We start from the raw sequence: 17,121 nt of genomic DNA, 5'->3' as shown, positions 1-17,121 counted from the left end.
CGCAGCCGAATCAAGAGGGGGCAGCTCACACTCTTGCCCTCCAGCCATCACCACCTGATTCAACAAACGTCCATGGCGGCCGGATCGAGTGGAGACAGATCACACTCCTATCCCTTCCAGCAATTGCCGGCGGCGGCTGCAGCTTTGCGAGGAATAGACCAAATCAAGCGACAGCAGCACAGGAAACTACTTTATTATCTCAAAACCATGGAAATTTGCATTTCAGTCAACGTCAATATGAAATCTCCAAACGAATCAATTGCAATGTCGATGATGGCGACAGCTAACTGTAACATGCAAACTGCCGTTCTCCTGTTTGTCTCACTCCGGAAGCGCATGTTCAGCCCTAACACCATTTTGGAGTCAAAGGCTCTCTCAAAGCGTGCCATTCTAACAAAAAATCTCTTCTTGAAGTCAAATGCGGTAGAAGTTACGGATTCTGAATATCAAATCACACTCCGCAGAAGTTACCAAAGGAAATAAAAAAACCTGTCACTGAGTGACAGGCAAACATCTATAAATAACTGTTCATTTCTTCTTCACTGAATTGTTTTTTTGCTTTCTTGGGTGTTTGAGCAACTGATTCTGAGGAATTATTGTCTTCCGCACTACTTTTAACGCTCAACAATTCGTCGTTGATAATATTTTTTGGAATGGAATCGGTAATTGTCTCAGTTAAAGACGAATTATTAACATGTTCCACTGAAATGTGTATAGAATCCACAGCTTTTGTTTCCCGACTTAGCTCGAATCCGTCACTAACACGTCCAGATAACATTATGTTATCCCTTCCTACTATGGACCCGATTGGTTGATTTACAGAATCCAAATTCCGCAGAGCCTCACCTTTGTCAATAATACGGTCCTCTAAATCTGAACTTATTGGCGCTTCTGTGATGTGTAACAATTTCCGAACTGATTCAATGGTTCTTTTTTGTGGAAGAATTTGCTGGAGATTGCGTATTCCATTCTCTGCAATTTCTTTTTGGACTAAATACCTTAATGAATCCACAACTACAGTCTGAGCATTAAACCAGTCCAAGATTGCTTGTTCTTCATCATTGCTAAGTTTCCAGGGGATGGTTTTCCCACGAATTGCTTCAGTTTTTGGTTTCAATAGTAGCACCCCCTTAAATTTATGAATTTGAGAGGCAACATTGCTTTATTTATTATTCTCTTCAATTTCTGCGGTAGCAGCAACATCTTTGCTGTCTATTTTTTTGTTGAATGTGGCAATGTAATTTTTCTTATGAAATTTATAGATATCGCTTTTAACGAAATAATCTAATCCTTCTGCATTTAAGGTGACGGCGTACTTTGCTGGAACGTAGAATAACTGGATGCGAACGCTATCAGCAAGTGCCTTCAATTTATCATACAATAATGGTCTGCTAAGAATGCTGCCTCCACCATAAACGACGAGAATATCAATTTCATTGGAACCTATTCTTAAGATTTGATCATTTCCAAGCTTCATCATTTGCTTAACCTGATTTTCAAAATGCGGGTTGAATGCTTGTAATGCTTCATTAAGAAATTTGTCTTTTCTATCAGCAAACTGACTTTTGAGAATTTCACTAAACTGCTGTCTTGAAATAGAGTTAAAAGCAAATGGTACTAGCGCTAAAAAATCTCTTTGCGCTCTCTCAATGGCATGACCCACGCCATTATTTATACCATCGCAGTAATCTTTATCAACTAAATCCCCTTTAGTGTAAGGGGAGTCTGTTGTTCCGTCTCCAGCATCAAAATGAAGAAGATTTTTCCCTTCGAAATAACTACCGTCGATTTCCCCAAGGCCATAGGTCTTTGAAAACTCAGTAAATAACCCTACATCTTCTATTTTCTTTTTATCTTCTTTTTTAGCAGCACTCTTGAAATACTCACCTGTTCTCCATTGAGATTCAGAATCTAGCTGTAAAGCAAAAACAACAGCTGACCCTTCTTGCAGAATATGAACATACTCAAACTTAATAGTTACAGAAACCTTTTTAGTTAAGCCTAAATGCACAGTTATGACATGAGGAGAACTCATAAACCTATTTTGCATAGTTTTGATGTTATTAGGTGTGTGTTGTTTCACAGGCAAGGCTGCTGCCATATCAACACTAACCGTAATCTGATCAGGAACTTCATTAGTCATTTCGAATACTTCTTCTACTGCTCGTGCAGCAATAGTCCCCAGTGTATTAACATAAGGAACCAATTGATCTGATTTAGAATTATTACCTTTCACATATAAACTAGTAACATCTTCTCCATGGGTTTTTAATGCGTATGCCCCAATATGATAGAGCCCGGTTTGAATACCTGCAGTGGATACAATCGAAACTGCGATATTACCGTAAATGTTCTTCAAGTTCTTTGGTACATCCGTTTCATCGTCAACCCACGGGATCAATCCACCGGCAGCAAATACGTTAGGTTGCTGAATCAATTTTCCATTTATCACAATGTCTTGTTCGCTATTTCCAAGGTCATTCCCAACAAAATAATGAAGTTTCAAATAAAAAACCTCCCAAAATTATGTAATTTCCTCACTCAGATTATATATTGCTAATATACTGATGTCAACAACATTGCATAATCATAATATCTTTATTATATATTCATTATTTTATCATTATATAATGTATATATAATTATATTGCGCTTGATTGGACAGTGTTAACTAGATTTAAACTATATCAATTTCTGAAATATCTTCATTCCAAAATTTCTTCAGCAATTAAACCCAAATCAAATTGAATCAATTTGGTTCCGTATATTCCATCTAAAACAGTACAAATCACATTAATTTCAATAATCACAAATCTAACCTAACCTACATCAACTATAAACGTATCAACTTTCAATATTGAATTCATAAGAGTAAATCACTCTCAATCAAAACGTATTAGGAGGGCTATATAGCAGTCATCTTTCAAACAAAATTTATTCGTCTTCTTGTTGTTTTTGATACCGTTTTTTGTAATAATTTTAGTACATATTTCCTGTGTTTTTTATGTGTCCACTAAATTTAGTATTTTCAAGGATAAACCCTTGTAGATTCTATATTTCAACCAAACACTTTCTTCGCGACTAATACGAAAAACACTTAACATCAACCCAACCCACTCATGGGCTAAATAGGAGGTAGTAATGGCAGCCAACAATGAACCCCGAAAAGCCGAAGGAAAAAAGAGAACAACAAAAGGGGACTGGTCCGTAGGAGAGATTATTGACTTGCTTAATGAGAAAGAATGGGAAATTCTCACCGATCTTTACTTCTGTAGATGTATGCCCCAGTCAGCAATGATCCCGTTGTATTTTTGGGCGGATATGCAAAAAGAAGTTTCAGATTATGAATCGAAAATGGAGAAGGCTATGGAAGGGGAGGAGGATCAAGAAATTATGAGAGCTGCTCGAGCCCATAAATACACCATGCAAAAGTTAAAGAGTAGGGGACTCATTGAATCTTCAAATTTCAACTCTAACACTTCAGTAACATCGAGGAGAGCATCAACTTATTCATCAAAGAAAGAAATGTGGTATTACCTCAGTACAAGGGGTTTAAAAATAATTGAAGCAAGAAGAGAAGTCTTAGAAGAAAACAGACTTTCGAAAAACGAACTCGACATGGAGAGAGCAAAGAAGAATCATTTTTGGGAACTTGCAAAGGTATATCTTGATCTCAAATACAAAATTCTTAATCAAATGGAGAGTATGATTCAATTTATTGATTGGGACTGGTACCCTTCATACTCTATCTATAGTGATGAACAAACCTACTCAATACGGCCAGATGCTATCTTGCGAATCGGAGAACAATTGTTCTTTATTGAACTTGATAGATCAACCGAACCGGTTCAAAGATCACCTTTCCACAATAATCAAGTTTCAATAGAAAAAAAGATAAGTCGATATCGTGATGTAATTAAACTTTCTTCTAACTGTTCACTAAAGCAGGGGATCATTGCCTTCATTGTTCCAGGAGCGATTCAAAACACAAGACTACAGAATATTGAAAGGGCAGCAGAAAAAGTATTTGGACCTTCAAATAGAGTTTATTCAGGACGTACGATAAGCGAAATTATTACTGGCTTACTCTGATACATTTTCGTAGGCAAATTTAACATTTTAATATGTTCCAATTAATTAATCATCTAATACAGCATTGCATTAGATGATTTTTTATGTTGATTAATTTATTAATTAGATATTATATTGTTATATATATTAGTTAATTAATATATTATTATGAATCGTGCGGGGGAGGTGATAACTTGACCAAAAACAAAAAGACTATTCTATTATCCGTGGGGCTCATTATTATATTGATTTTCATAGTTTTATTGCTACGGAATCCGGAGAAAAACAAAAGTCCTGCTCCCCAGCCAACACCGGCTGCAACAGTAGTTGCCAGTAGTGTCCCAAAGGCCTCACTACAAACAACTCCTGCACCGACCAGTTCTCTACATGAAAATGTAAGTCAAATTATTGATTTGTCAGCGAAAACATTGAGCGACGAAGTACCTGGATTATGGAATGGCCTTAAAAATGTATGGTCATGGTTCACGGCATTTGATGCCAAACATGCCATCATTCTGACTGGGGTGGTGGTCTTCTTAATTTCAGTCTTATGGGGAGGCAAGAAGAAAAAGTCATAAGAGGCAGGTGATACAGCATTGGGATTGTTGAAAAAAAAGAATAAGGATGAAGAACCGGAGTCAAATCAAGATATATCAGAATCACCAAAGGATAAAAAACGCAAATCTGATAAATCAATAAAACCACGTTCTCCGAAAAGTACAGGGCCTAAGTTATTCATAAGAGTAATCTTTTGGATTTTTATTCTGTTTGTATTGATTCGAGGGATTAGTTCGGTGGTACGCGGCCCGCAGGTCATACAGGAAGTAAATGTAATAGGAGATTCATCTCCATCTATTTCAGATTCAATCAAAGGCTTTGCAATTGACTTCGCAACAGAATACTTTACGTGGTCTACGAATGGTGTCAATAATCGTATCGAGCGGCTTAGTAAATTCATCGAAAACTTGGATGAAGACGCTGGACTAAAGTCGTACCAAGTAAGTGGTGAATCAAAGGTTCTATCTGTTGAGGTTTATGATACAACGCAGATAGATGATACACATTATGACATTACGACACTGATCCGTCGTGAAGTTGCATTGAAAAATGCAGAAACTGCACCCACGGATTCAGTGGAAGATGTCCCTGCTATTCAAGTAAAAACTCAATCAAAAGTTATCCAGAAAACATACATGATCGTTCCAGTAACAATGACTAGCGACGGCCCATTGATCCAAGAGTATCCGCGTTTTGTGGTCGAGCAACAAAAAGGCAGTAAAGCCATCGAAACGACAGACGAATTGCTTTCAGACGGAAAAATGATCGAGAGGGCCACGGAGTTAGCAGACAGCTTCCTGAGAACATATTTTGAAGGAAATGTAACCCAGCTCAAGTACTTCTATGCGGATGATAGTTCCGCTCCTAAAAGCCTCGTGAAATCTGAATTCAGTTTAAGTAAGGTCGCTCAAGTTCAAATATACAAAGCAACCAACAAGGACACAGGTGCTCCATATCTAAGAATTGAAGCTTCAGTATTAGTGACAAATGAGTTTGGCGAAACCTTCACGAATCAATGGACTCTAAATGCTGTCGATACAGATCAGAAACTATATGTGATCTCGGTTGGATACCCGGAAATCAAAAAGGTAATTCCACTTAAATCTGAAACGATCACACCAGTTCCTACAAACCCCGCTCCATAAGAACAAAATAAATAATTAGCTTAAGAGAGGAGATTATTAATGATTAAGCAATTGAAAAGAAAAAAGGGCATTCGCTTAAAATCCTCAATCGTACTTCCCATGTTGTCTCTGATGACTTTTTCACAATCCTATGCTGCTACCAACTACGGCAAAAATTTAGGTGATTGGCTAACACAAAACGTTACAGGGATTATCCCAGGGGTTCTAGGAATAATCTCTGTTGGTCTGATGTTTAAACGTGATTGGCCGAAAGCTCTTTCTTTAGGCGGTATTACCCTGGTACTTGCGGCATTTATGAACTGGGAAACGATGAAGACCATTAGCTCAGCGATTGTAAAAATCATCACGGGTTAAGCCTATGAGTGAGAAACAAGATCCACCGCGCGTAACAGTTTCGAACTACACCAGGATATGGAATCTGGACTGGGTCATTTATGCTTTTGAGGGGAAGAAGCTTCCATTTCCAGCTAACCTTAGAATCATAGCAACCTTTGTTGTGGTTGAAATCATTTGGCTGATCTTAGGTAAAACTCTATTCTTCTTTTTACCGGGGACATATTCCTATGTGGTCCTTCCGGTGGCTACAACATGGCTTATCTCAAAGCAAAAACTTGATGGTAAAGCACCTCATAAATGGCTCCTAAGTATGATCTGTTATTGGATGCGTCCGAAACGGCTAAATAGGTACCGAAAGCTTGAACACAATAAGCACTATGTCTATCAAAGCAAAGTAGTATATCGCACCAAAAGAGAGCGTGCTTAGTCGCGCTCTCTTTTCTAAAGGAGGTTCTCAGTCTTGGCAGAAGCTTTGTTAGCCCCGAAGAAGAAAACCAGCAGAGTTAAAATTGAGTTTCCGATTGCGTATTTTGAACAAAATTTAATCTTCAACCATAACAAAGAAGTATGGGCTATCTATGAAATACAATCGTATGTCTATGATCATTTAAGCGATCAACAAAAAATAGATAAATTAATTAGTCAAACATCATTCCTAACGATGTTAACTGATCAGTTTCATATCCTATGGCTCCCCAAAACCCATGATATTCACCGTCATCACGAAAATCTAAAACAGAAACGGACTGCAGGCCCGCTTCAAAAACGAGCGGATCAGATCATTACTGAAATGAGTGAATATCTACAGCGAAACTATACCGACCAAAGTGATTCAAACAATGCCGATTACAAAGCCTATATTGCGGTTTATCTTCCGAAGAATGAAAATACTGACCTTGTTGATCAAGTTAGCGATATCGTCACTGAACTAAAGAAAATGGTACTGCATCCCATGCGAGCCATTGAGAATATAGCAGGAATTAACAACCCAGAAATCTTCGAGCATGAATTTCAAATGTACTTAACCAAAGAGAAACAAATCTACGATCGTCTTTCTCGCCGAATGAAAATCAAACGGGGTACTCCAGAAACTACCGAGTGGTTGATTAAACGGAACTTTTGGTGGGGGATCGGGGAGCCGGAATTGCGCTCTTCAACTGACAAGCCTTGGGCGCCTAAGAAAAAGAAGGGTAAAAAGAACGGCTTAAGCAGCTTCATCTATGACTCCAGACAAGTATTAACCCTTACGGATGCTGACATCGACTGTTCTCATTCAAGGCGTGTCAAAATCACTCAGCCTCATAATGGTGAGGAAAAGCAGATTTATCATGCTTATATGGCCTTATCTGATTTACCCGAAGAAGCCCAAATGCCTGGCAGTGAATGGCTTTATAGTGCAGCCACCTTACCATTTCAAGTCGAAATTAGCATCAAGGTGGAAGTGCTAGAAGCAGTAGATGCCCTGAAAAAACTGGGTAGAAAAAAGATGGACATTGATAACCAAGTGAAAAACATCAATGAAGCTGGAGCGTCCGTCCCGCTTGACCTACAAGAGAAGTCCGATCGAGCAGTCTATTTAGAAGATGAACTGAAAAGAGGGAAGAAGCCGACCTTTATCACCCATGTAACCTATGGGTTACACCATACGGATGTCAATTTGCTGAAAAGCAACTGCAGAATCCTTCAGGATCATTATCGAGATTTCGGTAATGTACAGGTTCAGCTTCCTGCTGGTGATCAGTGGCTCCTCTTTAATGACTTTATCCCAGGCTCCCCTCGGTACGTTTCCGACTATATTCAGCGGATTCCACCCGAAAAACTGGCCTCCGGAATGATTGGTGCCACACAAGAACTGGGCGATGGAGTGGGTTTCTACATTGGCACAACAGGAACGCTAGATCATCCAGTATATTTGGATCTTGCACATGCCAGCAGTATTAACCGAAGCCCAAGTATGACCACAACAGGAACTCTCGGCGGCGGAAAATCAATGCTAGCGAACTTACTGGGATATCAAAATGCGATGTTCGGTGGGAAAACGCTGATATTCGACCCGAAAGGTGAACGTTCGCACTGGATTGATTATTTACCAGAATTGGCAGGTCAAATTCAAATCGCTACCCTATCTTCTGATGACAAAGACAAAGGGAAGCTCGATCCCTTTATTATGCTGGAGAATATTGAAGATGCCAAAGAAGCAGCTGTCGAAATTCTCTCCTACTTATCATCAACACTAACAAATTCAGAAGAGTACAGCTATATCACAAGATCTGTCAATAAAGTAGCGAGCGAACCTAACCCTTTTCTAGCTAAAGTAATTACTGAACTTTATAACTTAGGAAAAAACGAAAGACCTAAGGCGACCATTGTTGCTGAGATATTGGATAGCTTCCAGACACTTTCCTTTGCAAAACTCCTATTTGGGACAGGCGGGGAAAAAACCATTCGAATGGACTACGCTCTCAATATTCTGCAGATCCAAAATCTCAAAATGCCTGCAATTGATAAATTACCAGAGACCTATTCATTGTCTGAAAAAATGAGCGTAGCCCTCATGTTCGCAATCGGACACTTCGCCAATAAATTCATGTATCATGATCGCTCCATCTTTAAATTCTTTCTACTCGACGAGGCCTGGGCCCTCCTTGCGACACAAGCAGGAAAAGCGCTGGCTGATATGATTGTGCGAACGGGAAGAAGCTTGAAAGGCGGCGCGGACATCGTAACTCAGAATCCAACTGATGTGGCTGGCGATTTAGCCGGGAATATTGGAGTGAAGTTTGCTTTCCGAGATCAGGATACCAATAAGATTAAAAATACCCTTCAGTACTTTGGGCTCGAAGCTACCCAGGAGAATATCGACTTGATAAAAAACTTAGAAAATGGTCAGTGCTTGATGCAGGATATTTACGGCCGTGTGGGACTTGTACAGATCGACGTCGTATTCCAGCACTTATTTGACTGCTTCGATACTCGTCCGCCAGAAGAATCGAGTTACCAGACTCTTGCCAAGGACGAATATGAAGAGGAAGATGCTCTCGATATTTTAAGCCAGTTCTCCAGTTACATGGAGGGGGTAGGAGAAGTCGCAGTAGGGGAGGAGGATCCTGATGAAGGAGAAGTCGTCCTCGCTGGGCTTAAAAAGGAGTAAGTATACTACATGGGTCCTGTCGATCGTCCTGTTTTTCATCCTGGTAGCCTCCGTGCCAGCCGGCGTAGTTTATGCCAGCTCACTGGACACTATGGTTCCCAGTGATACAAATACAGATGCCAACTACAACAGGTATGGAGTTTCCCATTATTCCTTTCAGACCCTATCCGAAGATCACCACTTTTGGCAGGTCGGCGCTGTAGCGAAGGATGGCATTGTCGGTGCGTATGATTCTATTCTATCAGCAACTTTTCTAGCCATCGTTCAAATCACACGGTTCTTTAATTTCGTTAGCCGGGAGGCCTTTACGTTCTCCATGATGGATGCCTTGATCGACGGTATAGCAGAAATTATAAGACAGGTCACTGGAGTAAACACCGGCTTCATTACATCAGGTGGATTATTTGATAGTTTGGGTGGAATAGCCGTGATGATTACAGCCGCCTACATCCTATGGTTAATGGTGAAAACCCGATTCCTGGATGGAATGCAGCAAGCCTTCTCATTCCTAATTGCCCTAATCGTCATTATCGGATTTTTTGCAAACGCTGGCCCCATGTTAAAAGGTGCAAATAATGCAGTGAGCTCCGTCGGAACGGTCATCTATTCCGCTTTAGCAAAAGCAACCGGTCTTTCGACCAACTCAGCGAATGGAGTCGTTATTATTTCGGAGCAGGTATGGAACGAACTTGTAATCCGCCCATATACCATGCTTCAATTTGATTCTTCCGATCTCGCAACAAAAGATCCGGTGTTGCTAGATCAAGTATTAAAATCTCAACCCTTTTCAGATGAACGTCAAGCTGTACTCGCCTCAGCCGCTTCCAAATATCCGGCTGTGGGGCAGGTGCGCTCCTCTGAACAGATGATCATGATTTTAGTCTTTTTTATCTTCTCAGCAATTATTTTGGGTTTGTTCACCTACTGGGCGATATTAACAATATTTATGCGATTCAAATTATTATCGCACGCAGCGGTAATGTCCGTAACATTAATCGGCGCGCTGCTGCCAGGACGCGAAGCGGGGGTCGCCGTACTCCGCTCCCAGTTCACAAAACTAATCGGCTATGTCGTCATGACCGCAATGACGATGTTCATGCTCGATCTCTCATTGGTAATGGGTCACTTCACCTATGATGTTGTCTTTAAAGTCGGCAAAGGATGGTTTTTGGCACTCTTCCTTGAATCGATCATGATTTTCGTTATTTTCAAATACCGGAATGAAATCACTCAGGTCTTTGGGAAAGCAACCGGTATCCCATCAAATTTGCCACGGCCTAAGAGCACCGTTGCGGATGCTCTGCAACGGAATGTTACCCGCACTCTTTATAATACTGCCGCAAACAAAGTTGGAGGACTCTTTAATCGCAGGGGAAGAGAAGGAGTACCCGCTTCATTTAGCCCAAGCGCACTGAGCAGAGCTCACAATAGCCTTAATGATGCAACCTCTGCAAGTATGATGCTCCGCTATCAGCGAGAAAGGGAAGCGGCCGAGTCGATGGCAACTGAAGAGGGGCAGGAAGTTCAGCATACTCCATTTGTACAGCGGGTAAATGAAAACCTGCGCAATGGTGCGAAGAACCCGTTCCGCGGCATGGACAAAGAATGGAAAGAGGAACAACAGCGGCTTAAGAATGTACAGGATGATAAGGGCAACATGAAAGAGGCCATTTTGACTCAGGGAATCGTCGATGGAATGAACGACCAAGAAGCGGCTGCCGTGATCTATGGCAACGAACATGCGATTCGAAAAGCAGCAACCTATATGGTGGAGCGGCCAAAACGTGTCGGAGAGCAAATGGCGCGGGCAAAGTCGCTAAATCGAGATCACCAGTTAAAAACCTCCGTGGACGACTTCTGTATGATTCAATTGTTTGACCGATACAAAGTGGATTATAAACAAGCCGTTGAGGCTTCTCATGTGAGCGGCGATCCTGTGAAGCATAGCGATTTTGTTAAAAACATGGATGCTCGCTTCGGGGAAGCTGGCCTGAATAACACCACGAAGGTAAACAACACCATGCTGCACCGAAACTCGCGGATATCAATAGCTCCGATGTTTGAGGATATGCCGGAGTTCCAGCAAGTGAAGATGAAGCTGCTCCATGCGAATGAAGCACTACGCCGGATCTCGCCTCCGACTGAAGGCGTGGAGTTACCGTTACCAGTCCATCTGACAGCGCCGATAAGCACCCAGCATCTGTTATCACAAATGCCGAAAGTCTCGTCGGGTGATATTGTTTCTCAAATGCATGAACGGAGTGCGGCGATCCGCCAATCACTTATTCCTACTCAAGTAACACCAATCGTTAACATGCCGGAAAGTTATCTGCGGAAACCAGCCGCACGGCTTGAGAATGACATTAAGAATGTGGCTCCGCTAGCCAGCATTCAACAGTTACCTTTGTCAACGGAGCACGTAAAGGCAAGCCTTCCACGTCTCCCAAAGAATACGATAGCCGGTCAGATCGAAAAACAACGGCGGGAATTGCATGAGCAGCTCGTTCAATCTCTACCTGTTCAGGATACCAGTGCACAACTAATCCCATCTCCACGAGTGGCGATTACGGGCCTGATTCATCCAAAAGTGATTCAACTGCCGAAGCTCTCTAGTGGTGGCATCCGTCAGCAGCTTATGGATCAAAAAAATTCAATTGTGAGACAAGCATTCCAAGAAAGCCGGCTTAGTGTAGATGCTATTCAGCAGAGGGGCAAACATATGTTCCCGACCCAAAAAAAGCCTTCTCAACAGCATCTAGGGTCCCGCTCCACCATCCAAAACGAGACGTCCGTGCAGTCCCGTTTCAAAGTGATCGGGAATCCAAAAGGTATTGCTGATGTACAAGCTGTCCAACAAGAGAGCAAACATTTGTTCTCTTCTTATGGAAAAATGCCTCAACAGCATCTAGGGTCCCGTTCCACCATCCAAAATGAGACATCTATGCAGTCCCGTTTCAAAGTGATCGGGAATCCAAAAGGTATTGCTGATATACAAGCTGGAAGCGGTGTTCCACCGAAGCTACAGAAAAATGTTCAGATTACCCAGCAGACAGAGCTTAAACGCTTGAATCCAGTAGTGCTTACAGGGTCACAAACGGATGTTCGGGTTATTGCTAAAAAGCGACTTACCCCACAGATTCCAAAAATGGCTGACATGAATGCAGGAATACAGGCATCCAAACAGGTGACTTCGACGACAGTATCCCAGGAGCAGTTGCAGCGCTTCCGCATTAATCGAAGTCAACAAACCAAAATGGATCTGAAGCAGGTTCGAATCAACGACCCAAGACTGAAAATGTTCTTGGATCATAGAGATCATGTATTTCCGGAGCTATTCTCTAATTCCCGCTTGGCATCATCATCGCTGAAGGTACACAAGGATTCGCATAAGCTGCAGGTGAACACCAAAGCCGTTCAGTTTAAAGATTCAAGTCTTAAAGCAAGTATGGAGCAGAGTAAAGCGGCTCTGCTGGCTGCCGGCTCAACGAGTTCAGTATCCACGAAGAACATTCAAGCCCGGAAGCTCTATAAAGTGAATGTCAACCGTGTAGATGGACTGAAGGTAAACATCTCAGATCCCGCTCCGCAGCCAAAACTCGATCCTCTTCTTAGCAGAAGTGAAACTGTGAAGCAAACCGTATCCCGGAATGTCAACCTACAGCGGAAGCAGATCACTAATATGGGGATCAAATCCGTGAATTTCAAAAATGCTGAGCTGAAATTCAAGGTGGAACAAACCAAAGCAGCAATAGTGAACAGTTCCAGCATAGTGAGCACCAAGATTGAGACCAAACCGGTTCAAAATCTTGAAAAAGCGATGAAGTTGAAACAAAAGGTTTCTCCTTCCATGTCCGATGGACTTGAGGACGAGCTGAAGCATCTTAAGACAATGGAGAGGGCACGCCGAATTTCACCTGTATCTACAACTGCAGAGAATATTTCCAAACTGGTTCAAAGTAAAGCGCAAGCCGCACGCCAAAGTACCGTTAAAACGAATCCTGGTGAACCAGTGTAAGGACAAGGAGTGTGTTTTGTAAATAATGAGCTCCCAGGCCGAAGTAGCTGAACATTTAAAGCGGCAGCTCATCCAGAAAGCAAAAAAACGTGCAAAGGATTTAGCGCGTGATCTGATACTCAAAAACCCAAAATTCTGGATCGTTATCGCTATTCTTTTACTCATTTTCCTTTTTGTATTTTTAATCGCAACCTTCGTATCCAGCTCCGCAGCGGTGGCCAGTCAGAATATCATGTCTGAAAAAATCATCCCACCTCAAATCTATGCTTCAGATATGGAGGAACTCATTACCAGTGATTTTGGGAAGCGAACGCACCCTGTTACCGGTGAAGAAGGGTCTTTTCACAGTGGTATTGATATCGATGTCCCGGAGGGGACACCGGTTCAAAGCTCGTTTGATGGCATCGTGGAGAGTGTAAGCTTCCCCAACACCTCCGATCCCGTGACTACACAGAATGCCGGCATTCATGTCGTCGTAAAAAGCAGTGATCCTGAAGTGGCCTTAAGCAGTCGTTACCTTCACCTGAGCCAGATATTTGTAACCGCCGGACAAACCGTCAAGAAGGGGGATATTATAGGCTTATCCGGAAATACAGGACGCTCTACTGGCGCGCATCTGCATTACGAACTGATACCTGACGGTGAAAGCGAGGCTACGGATCCCAAGCCCTTTGTGATGATGACGTCCAAATTAGTGGATATCGCTAGTGAAGAAGCATTCAAAGCTTTTAAAAAGATCAACTGGTCCAATTCTAATTTAGGTCTCATAAGTTATCTTCCAACATACTATTCCAAACCGATGCTATATTTAAGTGACATGTATTTTGCAGCTCCAGAACCCAGCACATTTCCTTCAGCAGGTGCTGGTTATTATAAGAATATAAGTACTGGAAGCCTGATGGGCAGCTTCTCAAGCTATGGAGCCTCTCCAATAGAGCCCCCACCCGATAACGAAGTAGTCACAATCCCGGTAGATCCCGGTTCACTCACAGATCCATTTTTTCTTCAGTATGCTTCTGCTGCGCAGAATGAGGAACTACGAAGCGGGGTACCGGCGAGCATTACTCTGGCACAAGCGGCTCTCGAGTCGGGGAGAGGAAAAAGTGCGATTTGCAACAACATGTTTGGAATAAAAGCGAATTCTTCGTATAAGGGAGATTTTTGTTATGCGAACACCCATGAAGAGGTAGATGGTGTACGCGTGCCGACGAAAGCAAAGTTTCGTGCCTATTCAAGTGTAGAAGGGTCATTTGCAGATCATTCTGACTTTCTTTTACGGAACAGTCGCTACCGGATCGCCCTGTCCAAAGAAAATCCGTACGAATTCGCGAATGAGCTGCAGCGTGCCGGCTATGCAACGGATAGCCAATATGCCAACAAACTCAAATCTATCATTCGCAGTCAGAACCTGGCCTCCATTGACATGAATCATGGTATTGATCCAACAACCGGACAGCCATTTTTTGACGTCCTCTTTAGCGGAGGGAGCTCGAGCGGAGGAGCAGATGACGGTAGTAACTACATTACGCTTACCTTCGGCATTTCCCAGTATTACGGTAATCCGGCTGCCGAGGCAGTGAATGTCTATGATGAAAAAGGTGTCCCTCAGCCGACTCAATACTATGCCTTAACCAGTCCGATAACAGGAAAAGAAATAATTAATTTGGAAGATTACAATCATATGTTAAGCTCTAATTTAAGTACAGTCGCACCAAACTTGATGATTAAGGATATTCCTCAAGCCATTCGCGTTACACTATACGCACCAAACAGCATTGAATTTTATGTTTCAAAAGTTGAATCCATTAAGGGGATGTATTGATATGAAACCCATCTATGTACAACGGCAAGTTAGCGATACGTTTGTCATGCTAAACTTCGAAATTACCTTCAAAGGCATACAAAAATGGCTGTCCATGGCCGGCCATACGATGGATGATGCGGCTCTCTTCCGCGCTCTACTAATGCCCGGAAATATCGAGCCTGAACAACAATCGGAGCTGCTGTGGCTGATCCTCCATCGCTATGAGGATGTATTCTTCCAGGTAAATGCCTGCATGCTTGATGATACCGATGATGATGCCAGCTCCCCCATACACCAGCTGATGCTTCATATGCTAAACAAACGCACTCTATACGGTGAACAGAATACATTGCTGGATCTCTATTTGCTCATCCAGGAGGACCGGAAAGCAGATGATCCTATTTACCCTACGTTGCACCATATGTTTGATCAAGCTCCGGCAGCGTAAATCGCAGCTCTAAAGGTGAGACGTTTAACTTCCACCTGCAAAGGACTCTCATTATATATGATGAACATGTTATGGGTTGTTCCAAATGTTCACTCGTAGATCAAGAAGAATTAGTTTCGGTATATAGTTTAACAGATAAGTATTACATTAATGCCTAATCACTCCCCAGCAAACCAAATGATGGCGAAAGATGCAAGGTTAATTCAAGTAATTCAAACCATTCTCAAACACCTGAGCTAATAAGCTTAGGTGTTTTCCATAAATAAACCCTAGATGTACACGAGTAGGGAAAATCTGGGCTCCAATCAATGGGTAAGGATAAGAGGGAGCGTTGGTGTACTGCAGAGCGTTCTTCCGCACACATAGCTCTCGCCAGTATCGACTAGCGCAACAACGTTAGCTGGCTGCGCGGAGAGGATGCAGCTGTCACTCCTGCTTGTCCTTCCGGCTGCGGGCAGCGCCGGGAGGGCACGATTTTGGGTAGACCGAGAAGGGAGACGGCCAGCTGCGCGGCGTAACTGCAGCCTGTCGGGACTGGCATTTTGTGCACCTCCACTATTTAACTTTGATCATATTATTTGAAATGAGGCGCAAAAATATTCACCATTTGCATTTGGGTTTAGTGGTTGATACTGTATTTTTGCTGTAGACTGAGAAAATAAAGTTGTAGACTGGCTGAATCCCTTCCGGATACGCAGCGATCGATACGACCGGCGGCGGTCGGCTGTTCGAGCGATCTTCAGCTCACGCTCCTGGATGTTCTTCCGGAGGCGATCGGCACAACCGGCGGCCAGCTGCAGGGCGATCTTCAACCCGAAAAAGATTAGTCTAGTACTTTATTTTCCTGTTCGTCTCTCCTTAATAGCGACTGCTTAGACTAATACTAATTTTTCAATCGCCGACGTTTTTCCAATTCCAAATCGTTGTCATTTCAACTACAGCAGTCTAATAGTTTATTTTCTCCGCACATTAGGCACGGTAAAATTGAAAAACCGCGCAAGGCGCGGTTTCTTAGAGTTTATTCTTGTCTTCCGAATTTTTAATAGTATGTTAATTTTCCATATCCATCAACTGTATACCCTCCTGTTTGGTCAAATATAAATCTGTAATATCCTAGAGTTAAACCGTACCATAGACCTGACGATGTGCCATTACGATTTGCATCAATACTATGTCCCGTGTCTGACCAAGGACCATTCGCTGACGAAGAACTATACTGTAACCTAACTCTAAAGGTACCATCTGGTGCAATAGAATCGCTTGTTAATTCAATTTGCATTGAACTTCCACATAAGAATCCTGGAGTAGCAATCTGGTTTGAAAAGTTATAAGAGAATGGATAAACATTATAACCGGCCGTAACATAATTTGTACCAGGTGAAGTATCTATATTATTTGTAGTAGAGGTAGTTTCTGTAATATCTGTTGAAGCTGCAAATGATTGAATTGGAACAATAAATATACTCAACATAACCAATGCAATAATCAACTTTTTCTTCATACTAATCCCTCCAAAACGGTTTTTTAATAAACTAAAGAAATGAACTTTGAAAATACCCCACCTCTCTTTGATAATAAATTTGAATTACATAC

At 42.1% G+C, this 17,121-nt stretch carries 14 protein-coding genes; 10 read left to right on the top strand and 4 right to left on the bottom strand.

Features of this window, described 5'->3' with window-relative positions:
- Positions 1–72: 72 nt before the first annotated feature.
- Entirely contained in the window at positions 73–483 is a 411-nt protein-coding gene (locus JI735_RS33835; RefSeq protein WP_202677766.1) for a hypothetical protein, read from the top strand.
- Positions 484–514: 31 nt separating this feature from the next.
- Here JI735_RS33835 and JI735_RS33830 read toward each other — a convergent pair whose 3' ends face one another.
- Both JI735_RS33830 and JI735_RS33825 read right to left on the bottom strand, forming a co-directional pair.
- Entirely contained in the window at positions 515–1,117 is a 603-nt protein-coding gene (locus JI735_RS33830; protein ID WP_039835508.1) for a hypothetical protein, read from the bottom strand.
- A 45-nt stretch (positions 1,118–1,162) separates the two neighbouring features.
- Positions 1,163–2,506: a ParM/StbA family protein gene (locus tag JI735_RS33825; protein ID WP_051051777.1), complete on the bottom strand. Its 1,344-nt coding sequence runs from the start codon at positions 2,504–2,506 to the stop codon at positions 1,163–1,165.
- A 635-nt stretch (positions 2,507–3,141) separates the two neighbouring features.
- Here JI735_RS33825 and JI735_RS33820 point away from each other — a divergent pair.
- The 9 genes from JI735_RS33820 to JI735_RS33780 all read left to right on the top strand — a co-directional run bounded on the left by JI735_RS33820 (position 3,142) and on the right by JI735_RS33780 (position 15,528).
- On the top strand, positions 3,142–4,092 hold the full coding sequence (locus tag JI735_RS33820) for a replication-relaxation family protein (RefSeq protein WP_039835507.1): 951 nt from the start codon (positions 3,142–3,144) through the stop codon (positions 4,090–4,092).
- A gap of 173 nt (positions 4,093–4,265) precedes the next feature.
- Positions 4,266–4,649 carry a hypothetical protein gene (locus tag JI735_RS33815; protein WP_039835506.1) on the top strand — a complete coding sequence of 128 codons (384 nt, stop codon included), beginning with the start codon at positions 4,266–4,268 and terminating at the stop codon, positions 4,647–4,649.
- Positions 4,650–4,667: 18 nt separating this feature from the next.
- Positions 4,668–5,774, top strand: a complete 1,107-nt coding sequence (locus JI735_RS33810; RefSeq protein ID WP_039835505.1) for a conjugal transfer protein — start codon at positions 4,668–4,670, stop codon at positions 5,772–5,774.
- Positions 5,775–5,813: 39 nt separating this feature from the next.
- A complete protein-coding gene (locus tag JI735_RS33805) occupies positions 5,814–6,128 on the top strand; it encodes a hypothetical protein (RefSeq protein WP_039835504.1) in 315 nt (104 codons plus the stop codon).
- Positions 6,129–6,132: 4 nt separating this feature from the next.
- On the top strand, positions 6,133–6,537 hold the full coding sequence (locus tag JI735_RS33800) for a TcpE family conjugal transfer membrane protein (RefSeq protein WP_039835503.1): 405 nt from the start codon (positions 6,133–6,135) through the stop codon (positions 6,535–6,537).
- 33 nt (positions 6,538–6,570) lie between these two features.
- The gene (locus tag JI735_RS33795) at positions 6,571–9,261 is read left to right on the top strand and encodes an ATP-binding protein (RefSeq protein WP_039835502.1); all 2,691 of its coding nucleotides are present in this window, start codon (positions 6,571–6,573) and stop codon (positions 9,259–9,261) included.
- The gene (locus JI735_RS33790) at positions 9,221–13,276 is read left to right on the top strand and encodes a CD3337/EF1877 family mobilome membrane protein (RefSeq protein WP_202677765.1); all 4,056 of its coding nucleotides are present in this window, start codon (positions 9,221–9,223) and stop codon (positions 13,274–13,276) included. Before JI735_RS33795 ends, JI735_RS33790 begins: the two co-directional genes overlap by 41 nt.
- A gap of 25 nt (positions 13,277–13,301) precedes the next feature.
- Positions 13,302–15,098, top strand: a complete 1,797-nt coding sequence (locus tag JI735_RS33785) for a glucosaminidase domain-containing protein (protein WP_051051774.1) — start codon at positions 13,302–13,304, stop codon at positions 15,096–15,098.
- Position 15,099: 1 nt separating this feature from the next.
- Positions 15,100–15,528, top strand: coding sequence for a hypothetical protein (locus tag JI735_RS33780; RefSeq protein ID WP_039835498.1), 429 nt, complete (start codon positions 15,100–15,102; stop codon positions 15,526–15,528).
- Between the two features lie 382 nt (positions 15,529–15,910).
- Here JI735_RS33780 and JI735_RS33775 read toward each other — a convergent pair whose 3' ends face one another.
- A complete protein-coding gene (locus JI735_RS33775; RefSeq protein WP_157771371.1) occupies positions 15,911–16,069 on the bottom strand; it encodes a hypothetical protein in 159 nt (52 codons plus the stop codon).
- A gap of 498 nt (positions 16,070–16,567) precedes the next feature.
- Positions 16,568–17,029: a hypothetical protein gene (locus JI735_RS33770; protein WP_157771370.1), complete on the bottom strand. Its 462-nt coding sequence runs from the start codon at positions 17,027–17,029 to the stop codon at positions 16,568–16,570.
- Between the last annotated feature and the right edge of the window lie 92 nt (positions 17,030–17,121).

This window comes from Paenibacillus sonchi, assembly GCF_016772475.1.
GTDB lineage: Bacteria > Bacillota > Bacilli > Paenibacillales > Paenibacillaceae > Paenibacillus_AQ > Paenibacillus_AQ sonchi.
The sequence above is the reverse complement of the archived record's forward strand: the minus strand, read 5'-3'. Positions and strand labels throughout refer to the sequence as shown.